Origin of the sequence: Zoogloea sp. LCSB751 (assembly GCF_002028455.1) — a bacterium.
In the GTDB taxonomy this organism is placed as follows: domain Bacteria; phylum Pseudomonadota; class Gammaproteobacteria; order Burkholderiales; family Rhodocyclaceae; genus Zoogloea.
The window spans coordinates 54,821-76,135 of the sequence record NZ_MWUM01000021.1 but is presented as its reverse complement, the minus strand read 5'-3'; the positions used below and the strand labels follow the sequence as shown (position 1 = coordinate 76,135).

19 protein-coding genes and 1 other RNA gene are annotated in these 21,315 nt (G+C 64.9%); 3 read left to right on the top strand and 17 right to left on the bottom strand.

Translation table 11 applies throughout. From position 1 onward, the window contains the following. Positions 1-14 precede the first annotated feature (14 nt). The 17 genes from ftsZ to B4920_RS19610 all read right to left on the bottom strand — a co-directional run bounded on the left by ftsZ (position 15) and on the right by B4920_RS19610 (position 17,953). Entirely contained in the window at positions 15-1,154 is a 1,140-nt protein-coding gene (gene ftsZ, locus B4920_RS19690) for a cell division protein FtsZ (RefSeq protein ID WP_079436387.1), read from the bottom strand. Positions 1,155-1,304: 150 nt separating this feature from the next. After that, on the bottom strand, positions 1,305-2,534 hold the full coding sequence (gene ftsA / locus B4920_RS19685) for a cell division protein FtsA (protein WP_079436386.1): 1,230 nt from the start codon (positions 2,532-2,534) through the stop codon (positions 1,305-1,307). Continuing rightward, the gene (locus B4920_RS19680) at positions 2,531-3,406 is read right to left on the bottom strand and encodes a cell division protein FtsQ/DivIB (protein WP_254050998.1); all 876 of its coding nucleotides are present in this window, start codon (positions 3,404-3,406) and stop codon (positions 2,531-2,533) included. Before B4920_RS19680 ends, ftsA begins: the two co-directional genes overlap by 4 nt. Beyond that, the gene (locus tag B4920_RS19675; protein WP_079436385.1) at positions 3,399-4,313 is read right to left on the bottom strand and encodes a D-alanine--D-alanine ligase; all 915 of its coding nucleotides are present in this window, start codon (positions 4,311-4,313) and stop codon (positions 3,399-3,401) included. The genes B4920_RS19680 and B4920_RS19675 overlap by 8 nt, the downstream gene beginning before the upstream one ends. Positions 4,314-4,329: 16 nt before the next feature. Then, positions 4,330-5,724, bottom strand: coding sequence for a UDP-N-acetylmuramate--L-alanine ligase (gene murC, locus B4920_RS19670; protein WP_079436384.1), 1,395 nt, complete (start codon positions 5,722-5,724; stop codon positions 4,330-4,332). A 9-nt stretch (positions 5,725-5,733) separates the two neighbouring features. Further along, positions 5,734-6,792, bottom strand: coding sequence for an undecaprenyldiphospho-muramoylpentapeptide beta-N-acetylglucosaminyltransferase (gene murG, locus B4920_RS19665; RefSeq protein ID WP_079436383.1), 1,059 nt, complete (start codon positions 6,790-6,792; stop codon positions 5,734-5,736). Further along, positions 6,792-8,027 (bottom strand): putative lipid II flippase FtsW, encoded by a 1,236-nt coding sequence (ftsW, locus tag B4920_RS19660; RefSeq protein WP_079436382.1) that lies wholly within the window; start codon positions 8,025-8,027, stop codon positions 6,792-6,794. The genes murG and ftsW overlap by 1 nt, the downstream gene beginning before the upstream one ends. Next, positions 8,024-9,415, bottom strand: coding sequence for a UDP-N-acetylmuramoyl-L-alanine--D-glutamate ligase (murD, locus tag B4920_RS19655; RefSeq protein ID WP_079436381.1), 1,392 nt, complete (start codon positions 9,413-9,415; stop codon positions 8,024-8,026). The genes ftsW and murD overlap by 4 nt, the downstream gene beginning before the upstream one ends. Positions 9,416-9,421: 6 nt before the next feature. Next, positions 9,422-10,510, bottom strand: a complete 1,089-nt coding sequence (gene mraY / locus B4920_RS19650) for a phospho-N-acetylmuramoyl-pentapeptide-transferase (protein WP_079436380.1) — start codon at positions 10,508-10,510, stop codon at positions 9,422-9,424. 60 nt (positions 10,511-10,570) lie between these two features. Next, entirely contained in the window at positions 10,571-11,944 is a 1,374-nt protein-coding gene (gene murF, locus B4920_RS19645; RefSeq protein ID WP_088179510.1) for a UDP-N-acetylmuramoyl-tripeptide--D-alanyl-D-alanine ligase, read from the bottom strand. After that, on the bottom strand, positions 11,944-13,458 hold the full coding sequence (locus B4920_RS19640; protein ID WP_079436378.1) for a UDP-N-acetylmuramoyl-L-alanyl-D-glutamate--2,6-diaminopimelate ligase: 1,515 nt from the start codon (positions 13,456-13,458) through the stop codon (positions 11,944-11,946). The genes murF and B4920_RS19640 overlap by 1 nt, the downstream gene beginning before the upstream one ends. Next, entirely contained in the window at positions 13,459-15,216 is a 1,758-nt protein-coding gene (locus B4920_RS19635; protein ID WP_079436377.1) for a penicillin-binding protein 2, read from the bottom strand. Then, positions 15,213-15,479, bottom strand: a complete 267-nt coding sequence (gene ftsL, locus B4920_RS19630; RefSeq protein ID WP_079436376.1) for a cell division protein FtsL — start codon at positions 15,477-15,479, stop codon at positions 15,213-15,215. Before ftsL ends, B4920_RS19635 begins: the two co-directional genes overlap by 4 nt. 1 nt (position 15,480) lies before the next feature. Then, positions 15,481-16,410, bottom strand: coding sequence for a 16S rRNA (cytosine(1402)-N(4))-methyltransferase RsmH (rsmH, locus tag B4920_RS19625; RefSeq protein WP_079436375.1), 930 nt, complete (start codon positions 16,408-16,410; stop codon positions 15,481-15,483). Next, positions 16,407-16,853 carry a division/cell wall cluster transcriptional repressor MraZ gene (gene mraZ / locus B4920_RS19620; protein WP_079436405.1) on the bottom strand — a complete coding sequence of 149 codons (447 nt, stop codon included), beginning with the start codon at positions 16,851-16,853 and terminating at the stop codon, positions 16,407-16,409. Before mraZ ends, rsmH begins: the two co-directional genes overlap by 4 nt. 332 nt (positions 16,854-17,185) lie before the next feature. Continuing rightward, positions 17,186-17,571: RNase P RNA component class A (gene rnpB, locus B4920_RS19615), an RNA gene on the bottom strand. A gap of 43 nt (positions 17,572-17,614) precedes the next feature. Next, positions 17,615-17,953 carry a hypothetical protein gene (locus B4920_RS19610; RefSeq protein ID WP_139379567.1) on the bottom strand — a complete coding sequence of 113 codons (339 nt, stop codon included), beginning with the start codon at positions 17,951-17,953 and terminating at the stop codon, positions 17,615-17,617. Between the two features lie 873 nt (positions 17,954-18,826). On the opposite strand from B4920_RS19610, the gene B4920_RS19600 reads away from it, so the two are divergent. The 3 genes from B4920_RS19600 (at position 18,827) to B4920_RS19590 (ending at position 21,300) form a co-directional block, all read left to right on the top strand. Next, positions 18,827-19,303, top strand: a complete 477-nt coding sequence (locus B4920_RS19600) for a YMGG-like glycine zipper-containing protein (protein WP_079436373.1) — start codon at positions 18,827-18,829, stop codon at positions 19,301-19,303. A 64-nt stretch (positions 19,304-19,367) separates the two neighbouring features. Beyond that, positions 19,368-20,531, top strand: coding sequence for a UbiH/UbiF family hydroxylase (locus tag B4920_RS19595; protein WP_079436372.1), 1,164 nt, complete (start codon positions 19,368-19,370; stop codon positions 20,529-20,531). A gap of 40 nt (positions 20,532-20,571) precedes the next feature. Further along, positions 20,572-21,300 (top strand): DsbC family protein, encoded by a 729-nt coding sequence (locus tag B4920_RS19590; RefSeq protein WP_079436371.1) that lies wholly within the window; start codon positions 20,572-20,574, stop codon positions 21,298-21,300. Positions 21,301-21,315 lie beyond the last annotated feature (15 nt).

The following is a 21,315-nucleotide window of genomic DNA, read 5'->3' as shown; positions in this document are numbered from 1 at the left end:
CGGCTCTTCCCGGCTTAGTCCGCCTGCTTGCGCAGGAAGGCCGGAATGTCCAGCGTCGACATGCCATTGGCACTCATGGCTTCGACCGTCGTACGGGAGGTACGACGAATCACCGCCGGGAGTTCCAGGTTGCCGTAATCCACCTCCATGCCGATGTTGTCGGTACCGGTGCGGATCACCTGCATTTCGGGCTTGCGCGCGGCAGCGGCACGCACCACGCCAAGGCCGGTGGCAACCACGGTGACACGGATGCGATCCTCCATCTCCTCGTCGAAGACAGTGCCGTACTTGACGAACGCTTCCTGAGCAGCGAAGGCCTGCACGGTGCGCACGGCATCGCGCACTTCGGCCATCTTCAGGCTGCGGTTGGCAGTAATGTTGATCAGCACGCAACGGGCACCGGACAGCTCGGTGCCTTCCAGCAGCGGCGACACGGCAGCCTGCTCGGCCGCAATACGGGCACGGTCGAGGCCAGAGGCTTCGGCAGAACCCATCATCGCGCGGCCCATTTCAGCCATCGCCGTACGCACGTCCTGGAAGTCCACGTTCACCAGGCCATGTACGTTGATGATTTCGGCAATGCCACCGACCGCGCAGGTCAGCACATTGTCGGCGGAACGGAAGCACTCCTCGAAGCTGGCGTCGTCGCCATAGACTTCGAGCAGCTTGTCGTTCAGCACGACGATCAGGGAGTCCACCTGCTTGGAGAGCTCCTCCACACCGCTTTCGGCGACACGGATGCGGTTCTCGAAGTCGAAGGGCTTGGTCACCACGGCCACGGTCAGGATGCCCATTTCCTTGGCGATTTCGGCCACCACCGGCGCGGCGCCGGTTCCGGTGCCGCCACCCATGCCGGCGGTAATGAAGCACATGTGCGCCCCCTCCAGCGCCGCCGCGATGGCATCGCGGGACTCCTGAGCAGCAGCACGGCCGGCTTCGGGCTTCGCGCCGGCACCCAGACCGCTCTTGCCGAGCTGGACCTTGGTGTGTGCCAGGCAACGGGTCAGAGCCTGGGCATCGGTGTTGGCGGCAATGAAATCGACGCCCTGCACCCCTTCGCGGATCATGTGATCGACCGCGTTACCGCCTGCACCGCCGACACCAATCACCTTGATGTTCGTGCCGCCGGCAGCCTTTTCAACTATTTCAAACATTTACCTCGCCTCCAAGAGATACTGCGCTGATCGTGCCACTGCGCAACCGGCCCCGTATTTAGTAATAACCTCGAATTTTACAGCTAAATAAAGGCCCGTCGCACACAGTTATCCAAATGCAATGCTTTCGCCCGCCGGATTCGCCGGCCCTCAGAAATTGCGCTCAAACCAGGATTTCATTCGCGAAAAAACCTGTCCCACATTCCGCGTCTGGCGCGCCTGAATACCCCGCCGCTTCTGTGCAGCCCCCTCCATCACCAAGCCCATAGCATTGGCATAGCGCGGCTCGCAGACCACGTCGGCCAATGCACCGTCGTACTTCGGATAGCCAATGCGCACCGGCATGTGGAAGATCTCCTCGCCCAGCTCGACCATGCCCTGCATGACGGCGGCACCGCCGGCCAGCACGATGCCGGAGGACAGCAATTCTTCGTAACCCGAGCGGCGCAGTTCGGCCTGGACCAGTTCGTACAGTTCGCACACGCGCGGCTCGATCACGTCGGCCAACGCCTGACGGGATAGCTTGCGCGGCGGACGGTCGCCGACGCCCGGCACCTCGATCATTTCGGATGCATCGGCCAGCGTGTGCATCGCGACGCCGTGGCGAATCTTGATTTCCTCGGCTTCGGCAGTCGGCGTACGCAGGGCCATCGCGATGTCGTTGGTGATCTGGTCGCCAGCAATGGGAATCACCGCGGTATGACGGATCGCCCCTTGCGTGAACACCGCCAGGTCGGTGGTGCCGCCGCCGATATCGACCAGGCACACACCGAGCTCCTTCTCGTCTTCCGACAGGGTCGCATAGCTGGAAGCCAGCGGCTGCAGAACAAGGTCGAGCACTTCGAGGCCGCAGCGGCGCACGCACTTGACGATGTTCTGGGCCGCCGACACGGCGCCGGTGACGATGTGCACCTTCACTTCCAGGCGCACGCCGCTCATGCCGATCGGCTCGCGCACGCCGTCCTGACCGTCGATGATGAATTCCTGGGTCAGGATGTGCAGGATCTGCTGGTCGGCCGGCAGCGGCATCGCGCGGGCGGTCTCGATGACCCGCTCGACGTCGATCGGCGAGACTTCCTTGTCCTTGATCGCCACCATGCCGTTGGAGTTGAAGCTGCGGATGTGGCTGCCGGCGATGCCGGTATACACGTCGCGGATCTTGCAGTCGGCCATCAGCTCGACTTCCTGGATGACCCGCGAGATCGCATCGACGGTGGCCTCGATGTTCACCACCACGCCCTTCTTCAAACCCGAGGACGGTTGCGTACCGAGGCCGATCACATCCATGCGGCCGTCCGGCTTGAGTTCGGCCACCACGCAGGTGATCTTGGACGTGCCGATATCGAGGCCGACGATCAGTTCTTTGTATTCCTTGCTCATCGCTTACCTTTGCTTTCTTGCTTGCCCGCCGCCGCAGCAGGCGGTATCGGCCGGAGGGCAAAACCACTGGGGTAGCGGAGATCCACCACCGCCACATTCATGTTCAGTTGCGCCTTGGCGCGGGGGTAATGCTTGACGAAGCGGGCCAGTCGCTCGTCGATCGGCGCCTTCGACTGATCATGTCCGAGCTCGATGGTGAGGCCGTCGTCCATCTTCAGCTGCCAGGCCTCCCGGGCGGACAGCGACACGCCGACGAGCTGCTTGCCGATGGGGCCGAGTTTGTGGGTGAACTCGTCGAACTTGGCCAGCAGCACCCCCGACGAGCCTTCCGGCCCGCTGAAGACCGGCATGCGCGCATTGCTGGCCGCCGAAAACACTTCGCCGTAGCGATTGACCAAGCGCATGTCGCCGGTTTCGCCAACCCGCCAGTAGGCCGACGCGACGTGCTCCTCAAGACGCACCTCGATGCCCCCCGGCCAGTGCCGGCGCACATCGGCGCGCCGCACCCAGGGCAGCTTCTCGAAGGCCCCGCGCACATCATCCAGGTCCACCGTGAAGAAATTGCCACGCAAAGACGAACGCGCGGCGTACTCCAACTGGGCCGTGGTGACCTGCGCCAGCGGCGTCATGACCACCACCTCGCGCAACGGATACACCGGCAGGCGCGAAATCGCCGCCACTGCCGCGTATCCGAGGCCAGCCGCGCCGAACACCATCAGCACGTCGGAAATCAGGTTGAGAAGCTGGGGACGATCCCACAGCCCGTTCCCTCCCGCGTCCCGTGCCGGGCGCGCAGTACGCGCACGCTTCGCCGGGGCGGCCTTGCCTCCCGCTGGCGGCGGAACGTTGGAGGTGGTGCGCTGGTCAGCCAAGACGCGCTCCGGCGAGAATTTCCAGGCACAGGGTCTCGAAGGACAGACCGGACACCCGCGCCGACATCGGCACCAGAGAATGATTGGTCATCCCCGGGGCAGTGTTGATCTCGAGCAGCGTGAAGCGACCATCCTCCCGCAGGATCAGATCGGCACGACCCCAGCCGCGACACCCCAGGACCTGGGCGCTGCGCACGACAGCGGCCTGGATGTCCTTCTCGAGCGCCTCGGGCAGACCGCTCGGGCAAAAGTACTGTGTGTCATCGGTGAAGTACTTGTGCTGATAATCGTAGTTGCCGTCCGGAGCCACGATGCGCACCAGCGGCAGGGCCCGGTCACCGAGGAAAGGCGCGGTCAGCTCCTGACCGGTTACGAACTCCTCCGCCAGCACCAGCGAATCGTACTTGGCCGCCAGTTCCCAGGCCCCCTTCAGCTGCGCCGCCTCGGTGACCTTGGTGGCGCCCATGCTTGAACCTTCATGCACCGGCTTGACGAAGATCGGCAGGCCAAGCTCGGCCACCACCGCATCCCAGTCCGTGCTTTCGTCGAGGATCGCGAAACGCGGCGTCGGCAGGCCGCTGGCCAGCCACACGAGCTTGGTGCGCCACTTGTCCATGGCGATGGCAGAGGCCATTACGCCGCTGCCGGTATAGGGAATGCCCATCAGCTCGAGGGCGCCCTGCACCGTGCCGTCTTCGCCACCGCGCCCATGCAGCGCGATGAAGACACGGTCGAAGCCCTCTTCCTTGAGGATGTGCAGATCCCGCTCGGCCGGATCGAAGGCATGGGCATCCACGCCCGCGCCCTGCAGCGCCGCCAGCACGGCCGCCCCCGACATCAGGGAAATCTCCCGTTCAGCGGACGTTCCGCCCAGCAGGACCGCCACTTTTCCGAATCGACTGCTCACCTCAGTTGCCACCTTTTTAGACTCCACCGCTTACCAGTTTGCCGGGCACGGCGCCGATACTGCCGGCGCCCATCGTGATCACCACGTCCCCGTCCTGTGCCGCGGCCAGGATGGCCGCCGGCATGTCTTCGATGTTCTCGACGAACACCGGCTCGATCTTGCCCGCCACGCGCAGCGCCCGCGCCAGCGAACGGCCGTCGGCCGCCACGATGGGCGCCTCGCCGGCGGCATACACATCGCCGAGCAGCAACGCGTCGACGGTGGACAAGACCTTCACGAAATCCTCGAAACAATCCCGCGTACGCGTGTAGCGGTGCGGCTGGAAGGCCAGCACCAGGCGTTTGTGCGGGAAGGCGCCGCGGGCGGCGGCGATGGTCGCCGCCATTTCCACCGGATGGTGGCCATAGTCGTCGATGACGGTGACCACGCCGCCACTCGGGAGCGCCACCTCGCCGTAACGCTGGAAGCGCCGGCCGACGCCCTTGAACTCGGCGAGGGCCTTCACGATGGCTGCGTCGGAGACCCCGACCTCGGTCGCCACCGCAATCGCCGCCAGCGCGTTGAGCACGTTGTGACGGCCCGGCAGGTTGAGCACCACAGACAAGGGAGCGAACTCGCCGTGGCGGCGCAGCACGTCGAAAGTCATCTTGCCGTCCGCCGCATGGATGTTCTCCGCATGCACGTGGGCGGATTCGGAGAAGCCGTAACGGACGATCTGCTTGGACACCAGCGGCACAATGGAGCGCACGTGCTTGTCGTCGTCGCACAGCACCGCCACACCGTAGAAGGGCAGATGCTGCAGGAAATCCACGAAGGACTGCTTGAGCCGCGCGAAATCGTGGCCGTAGGTCTCCATGTGGTCGGCGTCGATGTTGGTGACCACCGAGATCACCGGCGTCAGCAGCAGGAAGGACGCATCGGATTCGTCCGCCTCGGCGACCAGGAAATCGCCCTTGCCGAGGCGCGCATTGGCGCCCGCCGCGTTGAGCTTGCCGCCGATCACGAAAGTCGGGTCCAGCCCGCCTTCAGCGAGGATGCTCGCCACCAGCGAGGTGGTGGTGGTCTTGCCGTGGGTGCCAGCAATGGCGATGCCCTGCTTGAGGCGCATCAGCTCGGCCAGCATCTGGGCCCGCGGCACCACCGGAATGCCGCGGTTGCGGGCGGCGATGACTTCCGGGTTGTCGCCCTTGACGGCGGTAGACGTCACTACGGCGTCGGCCTCGGCGACGTTCTCGGCCGCATGCCCCTTCACCACGCGGGCGCCCAGCGCCTGCAGGCGGCGTGTCGCCACGTTGTCGCCCAGGTCGGAGCCGCTGACCTCGTAACCGAGGTTGAGCAGCACCTCGGCAATGCCGCTCATGCCGGCTCCACCGATGCCGACGAAATGAATGCTTTTGACTTTGTGTTTCACGTTCTTCCTTTACGCAGCGAGACCGGCGCAGACGTCAGCCACGCGGGCCGTCGCTTCCGGTTTGGCACACCCGCGGGCCTTGTCGGCCATCGTCAGCAGGCGCTCGCGATCCATCTCCTGCAGCAGCGCGGCCAGGCGCTGCGGCGTCAGTTCGGTTTGCGGCAACAGCACCGCCGCGCCAGCATCGGCGAGGAAGCGGGCGTTGCCGGTTTGATGGTCATCCACCGCATGGGGGAAAGGCACGAGCACGCTGGCCACTCCAACGGCCGCCAACTCAGCCACGGTCAGCGCGCCCGAGCGGCAGATCACCAGATCGGCGTTGGCGTAGCGCACGGCCATGTCGTCGATGAAGGGCAGCAACTCCCCTGCCACGCCGGCGGCCTGGTAGGCCGCGCGCAACGCATCAATTTGCTTGGCGCCGGCCTGATGCGTGACCACCGGACGTTGCTCCGGCGCCAGCAGCGCCAGCGCCTTCGGCATGGCGTCATTGAGGGCTGCCGCACCGAGGCTACCGCCGACCACCAGCACCCGCAGCGGACCTGAACGGCCGGCAAAGCGCTGCGCCGGCGGCGCCACCGCGGTGATCTCGGCACGTACCGGATTACCGGCCCATTCACCCTTCTTCAGCACGCCCGGGAAACCGGTCACCACTTTGTCTGCGACGCCGGCCAGCACGCGATTGGCCAGGCCGGCAACGGAATTCTGTTCATGCACCACCACCGGCCGGCCGAGCAGCGCCGCCATCATGCCGCCGGGGAAGGTCACATAGCCGCCCATGCCGAGCACTACATCCGGCTTGACGCGGCGGATCTGGCCAAGCGCCTGGGCAAAACCACGCAGCAGGTTGAAAGGCAGCAACAGCTTGCGCAGCAGTCCCTTGCCGCGCAGGGCCGAGAAGCGCACCCAGGCCATGTCGTAACCGCTGGCCGGGACGATGCGCGCCTCCATGCCTTCCGGGTTACCCATCCACACCACCTTCCAGCCGCGCGCGCGCAGGGCGTCCGCAACGGCCAGACCGGGGTAGATGTGGCCGCCGGTACCGCCGGCCATGACCATCAGCGTCGGCATCAGGCGTTGCCTCCCCGCATGATCTGACGGTTTTCCCAGTCGATCCGCAGCAGGATCGCGATGGCCACACAGTTGGCGAGGATGCCGGAACCGCCAAAACTCATCATCGGCAGGGTCAGGCCCTTGGTGGGCAGCAGGCCCATGTTCACACCCATGTTGATGAAGGACTGCACGCCGAACCAGATTGCAATTCCCTGGGCCACCAGGGCCGCATAGTTGCGCTCGAGGATCACCGCCTGGCGACCGATCGCGAAAGCCCGCTGGATAAGGATCGCGAACAGCACGATGACCGTCACCACACCGGCGAAACCGAGCTCCTCGGCGATCACCGCCAGCAGGAAGTCGGTATGGGCTTCAGGCAGGTAGAACAGTTTCTCGATGCTGCCGCCGAGGCCGACCCCGAACCACTCGCCGCGGCCAAAGGCGATCAGCGCGTGGGACAACTGGTAGCCCTTGCCGTAAGCATCCTGCCAGGGATCCATGAAGCCGAGGATGCGCTGGCGACGATATTCGGAGAAGGTGATCAACAGTACGAAGCCCACCGCCGCCACCACCGCCAGCAGCGCAAACAGGCGCACATTGATGCCGCCCAGAAACAGCACGCCGAAGGCAATCGCGGTGATCACCACAAAGGCGCCGAAGTCGGGCTCCTTCAGCAGGAGGAAACCGACGAACAGAATCACCCCGGCCATCGGCAGGAAGCCCTGCTTGAAGCTGCCCATCAGCGGCAGCTTGCGGGCCGTGTAATCGGCGGCATACAGCGCGGCGAAGAGCTTCATCAGCTCGGACGGCTGCAGATTGACGACCCCCAGCGGCAGCCAGCGGCGGGCGCCGTTCACATCCCGCCCCACATGCGGGATCAGCACGATCAACAGGAGCACCACGCCGGCGATGAACAGCCATGGCGCCATCTCCTGCCAGGCCCGCATCGGAATCTGGAAGACCATCACCCCGGCGATCACACCGATGGACAGGAAAACCGCATGGCGTATCAGAAAGTAGGCCGGCTGGTGGCCGAACATGCGGCTGCCTTCCGCCGTTGCAATGGACGCCGAGAACACCATCACCAGCCCCATCAACAGCAACGCCGCCGACGACCAGATCAGCGCCGGGTCGAGCTCCCGCGGCTGGCTGAGCGGACGCATCAGGCGATGAACCGCACGGCCGGTCACCAGCGAGGCGCTGTCGCTGGCATGGCGAGCCCAGAAGTCGGACAGGCGGGCAGCGAGTTTCATACAGAGCTCACTCCGGGCAAGCGCTTCACCGCGTCGATGAACACCTGGGCGCGGTGGGCATAGTTGCGGAACATGTCGAGGCTGGCGCAGGCGGGCGACAACAACACCACGTCGCCAGCTTCGGCACGGGCATCGGCCTCAAGCACCGCGGCCTCCATGTCGGCCGCGTGGATCAACGGCACACCGCAGCCGGCGACCTCCGCCTCAATCGTCCGCGCATCGCGGCCGATCAGCACGACGGCACGGGCGTAGCGGGCAAAGGCATCCTTCAACGGTGAGAAATCCTGGCCCTTGCCGTCGCCGCCGACGATCAGCACTACTTTGCGGCGCAACCCTTCCAGCGCAGCGACCGTCGCACCGACGTTGGTGCCCTTGGAGTCGTCGTAGTAGGTGACGCCGTCATCGCGCCCGGCGACCTGCTCGACCCGATGCGGCAGGCCCCGGAAGGCCTTCAGCGCATCCACGAGCGCCAGCCGCGGCAGGCCCGCGGCCTCGCACAAGGCCAAAGCAGCCAGCGCGTTGGCCACGTTGTGACTACCGGCCAACTGGAGCTCCGAACGTTGCAGCAGGCGCTCCGCGCCGCGCACCAGCCATTCGCCATCCTCTGCCCGAACGACGCCAAAGTCGTCGTCCCCGGCCGGCGCATCGACGCCGAAGGTGAATATGCGGCGCCCCGACACGGCCATCGCCGCCACGCGCGCGTCTTCCCGGTTCAGGACCTGCACGCCAGCGCCCTGGAACACGGCGGCCTTGGTGGCGGCGTAGTCGTCCAGGCCGTCGTAGCGGTCCAGGTGGTCGTCGGTCACGTTGAGGACGGTCGCCGAAACCGCGTCAAGCTTCGGCCCGGTTTCCAGCTGGAAGCTCGACAGCTCGAGCACCCATACCGCGGGCAGCGCCTGTCCAACGGCCTGCCGTTCCATCAGCACATCCAGCGCCGCCGGGCTGATGTTGCCAGCGACCACCCCATCGACGCCGCAGGCCCGCACCATCTCGCCTGCCAGCGTGGTGGTGGTGGTTTTGCCATTGGTGCCGGTAATGGCGATGATTTTCGTCTGCTCGCGCACGCCGAGCGCCTCGAGGGCCTGCACCAGCAAGTCCATCTCGCCAACGACCGGAATGCCGCGTTCCTTGGCCGTACGCACCAGCGGCTGACGTGGATCCACGCCGGGGCTGATCGCAATGCGGCTCACGCCGTCCAGCAGCGCCAATTGGAAAGGCCCGGTCAGGATTTCGGCCGCCGGCACCTCCACCCGCAAGCGGTCCACACCGGGTGGCTCCGCACGGGAATCCGCTACCCGCACTGCGACGCCCTGCCCGGCCAGCCAGCGGGCCATCGCCAAACCGGATTCACCGAGGCCGACAACGAGAGTGAGTTGGGACGTGCTCATGTCGGCTTAGCGCAGCTTTAGGGTGGACAGGCCGAACAGCACGAGCATGATCGTGATGATCCAGAAGCGCACGACCACCTGGGTCTCCTTCCAGCCACCCAGCTCGTAGTGGTGGTGTAGCGGCGCCATGCGGAAGATGCGCTTGCCGCCCGAGTACTTGAAGTACAGCACCTGCACCATCACCGACAGGGCTTCGGCGACGAACAGGCCGCCCATGATGAACAGCACGATCTCCTGGCGGACGATCACCGCGATGGTGCCCATCGCCGCACCGAGGGCTAGCGCACCGACGTCGCCCATGAAGACTTCCGCCGGATATGCGTTGAACCACAGGAAGCCCAGGCCGGCACCGGCGATCGCACCGCAGATCACCGCCAGTTCGCTGGCCCCCGGGATGTAAGGCACGCCCAGGTACTTGGAGAAGCCCATGTGGCCGGCCACGTAGGCGAAGATCGCCAGCGCCGAGCTGACCATCACGGTCGGCATGATCGCCAGACCATCGAGGCCATCGGTGAGGTTCACCGAATGGCTGGTGCCGTTGATCACAAAGTAGCTCAGGATGATGAAGCCGATCACGCCCAGCGGATAGGCCACGGTCTTGAAGAAGGGCACGATCAGCTCGATCTGGGCCGGCAACGTGGCGGTCAGGCCGAGGAACATGGCGGCGGCCAGCGCGATGGCGGACGTCCAGAAGTACTTCCAGCGGCTCGCCAAGCCCTTCGGGTCGCGATAAACCACCTTACGCCAGTCATCCACCCAACCCACAGCCCCAAAGCCGAGAGTCACGAACAGCACCACCCACACGTACTTGTTGCGCAGATCGCCCCACAGCAGCGTGGTGATGGCGATGGCGATGAGGATCAGCGCCCCCCCCATGGTGGGCGTCCCAGCCTTGGTCAGGTGGGACTTGGGGCCATCATCACGGACCGCCTGGCCGATTTTCTTGGCGGCCAGCCAGCGGATCACCGGCGGGCCGAAGACGAGCGACAGCACCAGCGCCGTACCGGCAGCCAGCACCGCGCGCAACGTGATGTAGCCGAACACGTTGAAAAAACGGGCATCCTTGCCCAGCCACAGGGCCAGTTCAAGCAGCATGCCAGGCCTCCCCGCAAACGAAGGAAACCGGACCGCTCACCCTTGTACTGCAACAAATCATCAAGCCTTCTCCGCGACGGCGTTCACGACCCGTTCCATCTTCATGAAGCGGGAACCTTTCACGAGCACCACCGTATCTGCATTGAGCTCCTGCTTCAGCGCTGCGACCAGCTCGTCGAGCTTGCTGAAATGGAATCCGCCTTCACCGAAATTGCGTGCCGCAATCTCGCTCATCTCACCCAGCCCGAACAGAAAATCGACACCTTCGCTCTTTGCGTAGCCGCCAATCTCGTCGTGGTACTGGAAACTCTGCTCGCCGATCTCGCCCATGTCGCCGATCACCAGGATCTTGCGGCCGGGGGTTGCGGCAAGCACTGCGATGCCGGCACGCATCGAGTCGGGGTTGGCGTTGTAGCTGTCGTCGATGACCACAGCGCCATTGAGGCCCTTGCACAGGTGCAGGCGCCCCGGCGTTCCGGTGAATCCGCCCAGCCCTTCCGCCACCGCATCAAGGGATACATCCGCAGCCAGACAGGCCGCGGCGGCGGCCAGCGCATTGCGCACGTTGTGTTCCCCGGGCACCTGCAGCCGAAAACGGACGTCTCCCTGCGGGGCACTCAGCACGACATCGCTGGCAAAACCATGGCCTGTACTCCGGGCGCTGACATCGGCTGCCGCCTTCAAACCGAAGGTGAGGGTCCGGCGCCCTTCGTTGAGGCTTTTCCAGAAGCCGGCGAAGGCGTCGTCGGCATTGATCACCGCCACGCCGTCCGACGACAGACCGTTGTAGATCGCCCCCTTTTCGCGGGCCACTTCTTTCAGATTGCCCATGCCCTGCAGGTGCGCGCGCTGAGCGTTGTTCACCAGGGCCACGGTGGGCCGCGCCAGATGGGTCAGGTAATCGATCTCGCCCGGATGGTTCATACCCATCTCGATGACCGCCGCCCGGTGGCTACCCGACATACGCAGCAGCATCAGCGGCAGGCCGATATCGTTGTTGAGGTTGCCCTGGGTTGCCAGTACGGCAAGCCCAGGGTCGAACCCGTCCCGGCGTACCTGGGCACGCAGGATCGCTGCACACATTTCCTTGACCGTGGTCTTGCCATTGCTGCCGGTCACGCCGATCAGCGGAAGTTCGAAGCGCGCCCGCCAGTTCGCGCTCAGACGGCCCAGGCCAAGGCGCGTGTCATCGACGATCACCAGTGGCAGCGGCACCGGATTGGCGGCAGCCCAGGCACGATCCACCATCGCGGCCACCGCCCCTTGCCCCGCCACGGCGGACACGTAGGCATGTCCGTCGAAACGCTCGCCCCGCAGCGCCACGAACAGCTGCCCGGGCTGGATCGCGCGGGAATCGGTGCTAACCGAAGAAAAGGCGACGTTGCCGCCGACCGCCGTGCCCGCCGTGGCCAGCGCGGCTTCCTGGATATCCATCACAGAAGGTCTCCCTGGGCATCGTTCCAGGCTTGTAGCGCGCCCCTGGCCTGCTCGACGTCGGAGAAGGGATAGCGCACGCCCTTGATTTCCTGGTAAGGCTCATGCCCTTTGCCAGCCACCACGATCACATCGTCGGCAGCCGCAGACAGGATGGCCTTTCGGATCGCCTCGGCACGGTCTGGAACGATCTCGGCCTGCGTACCGGCAGCCACCGCGATCTGCTGCAGGATCGCCAGCGGATCCTCGCTGCGCGGGTTGTCGCTGGTCAGCACGACCCGGTCGGCGAGACGCGCCGCCAGTTCGCCCATGATGGGCCGTTTGCCGGGATCACGGTCGCCGCCGCAACCGAACACGCAGGTCATGCGCCCATTACGGGCAGTAACCGTGGCGCGCACAGCGGCAAGCACCTGTTCGAGGGCGTCCGGCGAATGGGCGTAATCCACCACCACCAGCGGGTCGCAGACCCCACCCAGGGTCTGCATGCGCCCCTGCGGCGGCGTCAGCCCTTCGGCTACCGAAGCCGCATCGTCGAGCGTGAAACCGGAGGCCATCAGGGTGCCGATGACTGCCAGCAGATTGGATACGTTGAACTGCCCAACCAGGTTGGGATAAAGATCGGCGGACTCGTTGCCGCAGCGGGCCGTGAAACGGATCCCGGCCGCTGTCGTGGTCAGCTTGTCGGCGATCAGCACGCGGTTGACCGGCGCCGCATCGGCATTGCTGGCGATGAGGGTGTAGCCGATCACCTCCAGCCCGTGTCCGGCCAGCCGCCGCGCCTGCTCCATGCCGAAGCGGTCGTCCAGGTTGAGCACCACCGAGCGCAAACCGGGCATGTCGAACAGGCGCGCCTTGGCGGTGGCGTAGTTCTCCATGCTGCCGTGGTAATCAAGATGATCGCGGGTCAGGTTGGTGAACACCGCTACGTCGAAACGCAAGCCGTTGAGACGCCCCTGGTCGAGCCCGATGGAAGACACTTCCATGGCCACCGCTTGGGCGTCGGCTGCGCGGAATTCGGCAAGGGTGCGATGCAGGGTCAGGCTGTCCGGCGTGGTATTGAGGCTCGCCGACAGGGCGCCGGGAAAACCTATCCCGAGAGTACCGACCACCCCGCACTTGCGACCGAGGGCCGCAAAAGCACGGGTCAGCCACTGGCTCACCGAGGTCTTGCCGTTGGTGCCGGTCACCCCGACCAGCCACAGGGCCTCCGACGGACGCCCGCATACTTCGTCGGCCAGATAACCGGACAGCGTCGCAAGTCCGTCCACCGCCAGATTGGGAGCCTGCAGACCAGCGTCCCAAGTGTGTCCGTGGCGCTCCCACAGCACGGCCGCCGCGCCCGCATGGACGGCATCCTTGATGTAGCGTCGTCCGTCCACCCGGTGGCCCGGATAAGCAAGAAAAATATCGCCGGCACGCACCTGGCGCGAGTCGGCGCACAAGCGTGACACGTCCACACCGGCCTTGGCCAATTCATCGAGGATGGCGCGCGCCTTCTGTTGAGGCTGCTGCATTTACATGGACTCCCCGGAGGCTGCGGAAGTGGTGCCCTGGCGGGCAACCTGCAAGGGTTTCAATGGTGCATCGGCCGGCACGCCGAGGGTCCGCAGGGCGCCGCCCATCACCTGGGCAAAGACCGGACCGGCCACATCGCCGCCGTAGTGCTTGCCGGCCGTCGGCTCATCGATCATGACCGCCACGATCAGGCGCGGATCGGAAATGGGCGCGATACCGACGAAAGACGCCACGTACTTGAGCGCATAGCGACCGCCGACCAGTTTCATTGCGGTGCCGGTCTTGCCGCCGACACGATAGCCCGGGATATTGGCCTGGGTTGCCGTACCACCCGGCTGCACCACCATTTCGAGCATCTGGCGCACCTCGCGGGCGGTCTGCGGGGAGAACACACGGGTGCCATGCAGGGGCGGCGCATCCAGGCGCGACAGGGAAAGCGGCACCATGTCGCCGTCGCGGGCGAACACCTGGTAGGCGTTGGCCATCTGCATCAGGCTCACCGAAATGCCATGACCATAAGACATCGTGGCCTGCTCGATCGGGCGCCAGGTCTTGGCCGGACGCAGCCTGCCACCGACTTCGCCCGGGAACCCGAGCTTGAGCGGCGAACCGAAGCCGAGGTTGTCGAACATCTTCCACATCACGTCCGGTGTGAAGGTGAGCGCCATCTTGGCCGCTCCGATGTTCGAGGACTTCTGGATCACCTGGGCCACCGACAGGGCACCATGGGGATGGGCGTCGGAGATCGTCGCGGTTCCGATGGTCATCCGGCCCGGGGCGCAGTTGATGATGGTATTGGACGTGAACTTGCCCGTCTCCAGCGCCAGCGCGGCGGTGAAGGGCTTCATCGTCGAACCCGGTTCATAGGTATCGGTCAGCGCGCGGTTGCGCAACTGGTCGCCGGTGAGATGCACCCGGTTGTTCGGGTTGAAGGTCGGCGCGTTGGCCAGCGCCAGAACTTCACCGGTCTTGGCATCGAGCACCACGACTCCGCCCGCCTTGGCCTTGTTGTCGGTGATGGCTTGCTTGAGCGCGGCATGGGCCAGATACTGGATCTTGTTGTCGAGCGCCAGCGCCACTTCCTTGCCGTCCTGCGGCGGGCGAATGGACTGTACATCCTCGACCACATTGCCACGCCGGTCCTTGACGACCCGACGGGAACCGGGCCTGCCCGCCAGCGCCGATTCGTAGGCCAGTTCAATGCCCTCCTGGCCCTTGTCGTCCACGCCGGTAAAGCCCAGCACATGGGCCATGACCTCGCCGCCAGGGTAAAACCGGCGGTATTCCCGCTGATCGTGGATGCCCGGCAGCTTGAGCGCCGCGATACGGTCAGCCAGCTCCGGCGACACCTGGCGCTTCAGGTAGACGAACTCCTTGTCGACCGCCAGCTTCTGATTGACCTCATTGACGTCCATCTCCAGCAAAGCGGCTAGCTGACGGGTCTGGGCCGGATTGAGGCGGGCATCTTCGGGAATCGCCCAGAGGGACTTGACCGGCGACGATACCGCCAGCACATCGCCCTGACGATCGGTGATCTTGCCGCGGGTAGCGGGCACCCCCAGCAGGCGAGCATAGCGGGATTCGCCCTTGGCCTGCAGGAACTGGTCATTGACCCCCTGCAGATACGCAGCACGGCCAATCAGCGCGAGCGAACCGCCGAGCAGGCACAGCAGCACGAAACGCGGCCGCCAAGCCGGCAATTCGGAGCGCAGGAGGGGATTGTGGTTGAAGGTGACGCCCTTCTTGGCCTTCGTCATGGCCGCTCCTCGATGGCAATGATCTGCCCAGACTGAGGCGGGCGCATCGCAAGCTTTTCGCGAGCGAGCTTTTCAATGCGGGCGTGGGCGGCCCAGGTACTCTGTTCAAGCTGGAGCTGCCCCCACTCGACTTCCAGTTGGCTGGAACGCTGCTGCTCGCGCTCGACGGCGGCATACAGCTTGCGGGCCTGGTGCTGGGACGCCACCACACCAAGGCTGCTGGCCACCACCAGCATCAGAAGGAATCCGTTGAGGCGCGCCATGTCAGGACTCCAGCCTTTCGGCAATACGCATCACTGCACTGCGGGAACGCGGGTTTGCAGCAACCTCCTCATCGGACGGCCGCACAGGCTTGCCCACCAAGGCCAGTTTCGGCTTCGGCAGATCGGCGGCCCGTACCGGCAGTCGCGCTGGAAGCTGCGGCGGACGCGACTCATCCCGCATGAAACGTTTGACGATGCGATCCTCGAGCGAGTGGAAACTGATCACCACCAAACGACCTCCCACTGCCAGCCTTGCCACGACCTGCGGAAGAACTAACGACAGTTCTTCGAGCTCTTGATTGACACAAATCCGTAGAGCTTGGAAGGTGCGCGTCGCAGGGTGCTGGCCCGGCTCGCGTGTGCGGACCGCTTTTTCCACGATCGCGGCAAGCTGTCCCGTGGTTGCAACAGGCCCCCCTGCCCGAGCAGCTGCAATCGCCTTTGCAATCTCATAAGCAAACCGTTCTTCACCGTATTCCCTCAGTACGCGGGTGATGTCAGCAAGCGCCGCTTCCGCCAGCCATTCCGCCGCGGTCACCCCGCGGGTCGTATCCATTCGCATGTCGAGCGGCGCATCGAACCGAAAGCTCATGCCCCGCTCCGCTTCATCCAGCTGGGGGGACGACACGCCCAGATCCAGCAGGACGCCATCCACCCCGGCAATTCCTCTTTCGGCCAGCGCTTCGGCAAAATCCGAGAACGGTGCATGCACCAGCTCGAAGCGCGGGTCTGCCACCGCCTGCCCGGCCGCAATGGCCACCGGATCCCGGTCGAAGGAGATCAGGCGCCCCTGAGGCCCCAGCTGGGCCAGGATTGCGCGGCTGTGCCCGCCCCTTCCGAAGGTGCCGTCCACGTAGACGCCATCCGGCTTGATAGCCAGGGCCGCCACTGCTTCTTCCAGTAGCACCGTGATATGTGGAGTGTTCGTCACAGCGGCAAGTTTTCCCAACCGGCAGGCATGAGCTGATCGCCCAGCGCGAAGATCGCTTCCTGCTGTTTCTGCCAGCCGGCATCCGACCAGAGTTCGAAGTGATCGCCTTGTCCCACCAGATGCACCTGCTTTTCAAATTGCGCAAAAGAACGCAGTTCCGGCGCGATGAGCACGCGCCCAGCCGAATCCACCTCCTCGTCACGGGCAAAACCGACAAGCAGGCGTTTGAGCAGGGCGGAGTGCTGATCAAGGCTGGAGCCGGCAAGCACCTTGTCGCGGATCGGCGCCCAGGCCGGCGCCGGGTAGATCAACAGGCAGCGATGGGGATGGGCGGTAAGAACGAGCTGATTCTCGGCGAGCTTCGTCAGCGCGTCCCGGTGCCGCGCCGGAATCGCCAGGCGACCCTTCGCATCGAGACTGAGCGCTGCAGCGCCTTGAAACATCATTCCCCCACTTCTCCACTCGGACGAACCGGAAAAACTCACTTTTTCCCACTTTCATCCACTTCGCCCCACTTTAGAGGAAAAGAAATACTCGGTCAACTTGACCACAACGTAAATTTCTTTTGGACACAAGCACTTACAGTTAAGAAGGGCGCGAGGCAAATCCGCTTATAAATCAATGCCCATGAGAAGGAATGCAAAAGTGTTGGATCAATTGCGGCTCCCGCCGAACACCGACCGACCGGGAAAAGGAAGGTGAAATTGCACACCGCCACGCTACGGGCAGACCGGAAACGGCCCCGCAGGTGGAAAAAAGTGGGGAATACAAGAATGGGGGAAGCCCGCCGATAAGCCGGGTTCTGTCGAGTAGCCGGATCTGACGATCCGGCCACCGGGCAATCATTCCTCTGGTCGACGCGTTGCCACGCCGCTCTAGCAGCCTACCCGGGGACTCCGCGAGCAGCGTCAACGTCCCCCTATTTGGCCTTGCCCCGGATGGGGTTTACCGTGCCGTCACTGTCGCCAGTGCCGCGGTGGGCTCTTACCCCACCGTTTCACCCTTGCCTGATCTCCGAAGAGCCATCGGCGGTCTGCTCTCTGTTGCACTTTCCGTCGCTTTCACCCGAAGGCTATGGCGCCCGGCCGTTAGCCGGCATCCTGCTCTATGGGGCCCGGACTTTCCTCGATGCGCAAACACCGCGATTGCCTGGCGGACTTCCCGGCGCGCAGTATAGCGGGTCCCCCCCGGTCGCGCCCGAAAATCAGTCGGGGTCGCGCAACTCCGCTGCTTGCTCGACAACCTTCCCGACCACGCAATCCAAGCGGGACATGAAAGCCGGATCATCCATGCTCCCCCAGGCCGTCAGCGAATCGCCCACCGAAATCCCGACTTCCAGCCTGCCACAGCCAGCGCTACCGACAAGCCCCGGCAGGCGTCCGGCAACCTTGCGCCCCAGACGTCCGCCGCCCGAAAAGACCACCACCACGTCCTCACTGTTACGAGGATCCACCCCCAGGCTACGCACGCCGACGGCACGCAATGCTGCACCGTGGCGCGTTTCGATCTGCTGGACGACCTCGGGGTTGCTCTTGGGTCGCATGCCGTCATCCTGCCCCCTCACCTGGAAATACAACACGGCCCCAACCGCCAGAAGGATCAGCACGCACAGCGTTACCGCAAGTTTTCTCACATCCATGACCATTACTTACCATACCCGACAGAGGGCTCATCGTTCCACGACGGCAACCGCAACACCACATGACCAAGCGGGCACGTTCTCAACCCAGGCAACCTTGTCAGCAAATATTGCAGAAACCCGTTTCAGTTTCATTCACTTACGTATGTGATCATCACTCACACACCCAGATGCTCCCCCGGTGCTGCAATGAAAACGTTCCGTTTCGGAGTCAGACAAGATGACCACACGACTCATCCACTATGCGCTGCTGGCCATCGTCGCGAGCACCAGCCTGCTTGCGACGCATCCAGCGAGTGCCGACAGCCCACGCGGTCACGGCAGAGGGCCAGGCGGCTTTCCCGGTCCTCGTGGCCCCATAGGCCACCCCGGCTCCTGGCATCACGGCTATCACGACGGACACTGGGGCTGGTGGTGGGTGGCCGGGGCAACCTGGCTATTCTACCCACAGCCGGTCTACCCATACCCTCCGGTCGTGGTCCAGCAGGCGCCCGAACCCGTCGTGGTCCAGCCGGCACCACAGCCCGCGGCACAGAACTGGTATTACTGCGACAGCGCCAAGGCCTACTATCCCTACGTGCAGAGCTGCGCGGAGGGCTGGCGCAGCGTGCCCGCAACGCCTCCGTCCAACACACAGAACACACCCGGAGCACAGAGTAACTGGTACTACTGCGACAGCGCCAAGACCTATTACCCTTATGTGCAGAGTTGCCCCGAGGGGTGGCGCGCCACGCCTGCCTCGCCGCCGCCCGGCACTGCGGTCCCCGGAGGTGCCCAATGAAAGCCCCATACGCCCTGCTCCCGCTCATTCTCCTGAGCGCCTGCGCCAGCCTGCCGAGCGGCCCCCGTGTCGCGGTCATGCCGACCCCCGGCAAGCCTTTCGATCTATTCGTCGCTGAGGACCGGCAATGCCGCGCCTTCGCGGAGCAGGCCATCGGCATCGCGCCGCAGGATCTGGCCACCCAGAACATGATCAACAATGCGGCCGTGGGCACCGCTGTCGGCGCCGCAGTGGGTGCGCTGGGGGGCGGCCACAACGGCGCGGCAACGGGTGCCGCCATCGGGATGGTCGCCGGTACTGCCAGTGGCGCCTCGCAGGCCACCTACGCCGGCGCGGACGCCCAGCGGCGCTACGACATCGCCTACCAGCAATGCATGTACGCCAAGGGCAACCAGCTACCGGGGTACGGCTATCGGCAGGCCCCCGCCAGCCCGCCGCCTTACTACTACCCACCACCGCCGCCGCCACGCTGATCGCCCCTGTCGCGGATGACTTCCCCTGCGCCGTCCGGCACAATCCGGCGCAGGAGAACCTTGCATGAAACTCGATGTACTCGTTGTAGGTGCCGGCCTGGCCGGCGCAGCCTTCGCCGCCGCACTGCGTGGCAGCAGCCTGAAGATCGGAATTATCGAAGCCCGCCCCCCCTACCGACCGCCCGGCTGGGACCCCCGTATCTACGCAATCAGCCCGAGCAACGCGGACTTCCTGGCCACCATCGGCATCTGGCCCCATCTGAATGCCAACCGCATCACCCCCGTATACGACATGGAAATCCACGGTGACGCCGGCGGGCGACTGGACCTTTCAGCGTACGACTGCGGCCTGCGCGAACTGGCCTGGATCGTCGAATCCAGCCTGATGCAGCAGGAACTGTGGGAAACCGTAAAGCGCCAGCACAACGTCACGCTGCTGTGCCCTGCCGAACCATCGACCCTGGCCATTGACGACGATACCGCCCGGCTCACGCTGGCCGACGGACGGCACCTGGAAACACGGCTGATCGTCGCGGCCGACGGTCGAGACTCGTGGGTTCGCCAGGCAGCCACGATCGAGGCTCGCAACACCCCTTACGGCGAAAAGGGCGTGGTCGCCAACTTCCGCTGCGAAAAACCCCACCGCAACACGGCCTTCCAGTGGTTCCGCAAGGACGGAGTGCTCGCCTACCTGCCGCTGCCCGAACAACAGATGTCGATCGTGTGGTCTGCCCCGGATGCCCTCGCCGACGAACTGGCGGCCCTGCCGCCGACGGAGCTGTGCGCCCGCGTCGCCGAAGCCGGCCAACACCGCCTCGGCGCCCTCGAACTGGTCACCCCGGCAGCCGCCTTCGCCCTGCGCCTGATGCGCGTCGAAACCGTCGTGCGACCGCGCCTGGCCCTCATAGGCGACGCCGCCCATGCGATCCACCCGTTGTCAGGGCATGGCATCAACCTCGGCTACCAGGACGCCCGCGTACTTGCCGAGCAACTGGCCACGCTGCCAGCCTGGCGCGACCCGGGCGAGCTATCCATCCTGCGCGCCTACGCCCGCGCACGCGCCGAGGAAACCGCTCTACTGCAATACACCACCCACGGTCTCAACCGCCTGTTCAAGCCCGCCGACCCGCTTTTGTCCGGACTGCGCAACTTCGGACTGAACCTCACCAACCGCCTGCCGGTCGTACGCAATGCGCTGATGCGCTATGCCATCGCTGGCCGGTTCTGAACCTGCCGCCCACTGAACCCGTAGTTCCTGGAGATCCTGGATGAAATTCCCCTTCGTACGCTCGCTGCTCACCGCCCTTCTTTTCGCAGCGGGTGTCGCCCACGCGGCCGACGAAGTCTCGGTCAAGAAAAACCTGGAGAGCTTCCTCAACGCCCCGGCCGTCGACAGTGTCAAGAAAACCCCTTACGGCAATCTGTACGAAGTGGTGCTCAAATCCGGCGAACTGCTGTACACCGATGCGGGCGTCAGCTTCATCATCGACGGCAGCCTGATCGATGCCAAGACGCGCAAGAACGTGACCCAGGCCCGCATGGCCCAGTTGATGAAGATCGATTTTGGCACCTTGCCGCTGGACCACGCCATCAAGCAGGTACGCGGCAACGGCAAGCGCATCATCGCCACCTTCGAGGACCCCAACTGCGGCTACTGCAAGCGCCTCGCCAAGGACATGCAGGGTCTCAAAGACGCCACCGTTTATACCTTCCTGTACCCGATCCTGAGCCCCGACTCCACCGAGAAGTCGAAGAATATCTGGTGCGCCAAGGACCGGGCCGCCGCCTGGAACGATTGGATGACCGCCGCCAAGGTGCCACCGGCCGCTGCCGCCAACTGCGACACCAGCGCCATCGACCGCAACGTGGCCCTCGGCCAGAAGCTGAAGGTTAGCGGCACCCCTACGATCTTCACCGCCGACGGCAACCGCCTGCCTGGCGCCGTGCCCCTGGCACAGCTCGAGCAGGCGATGACCCAGGCCACAGGCAGCAAGTAGAGCAAGAGGCAGACG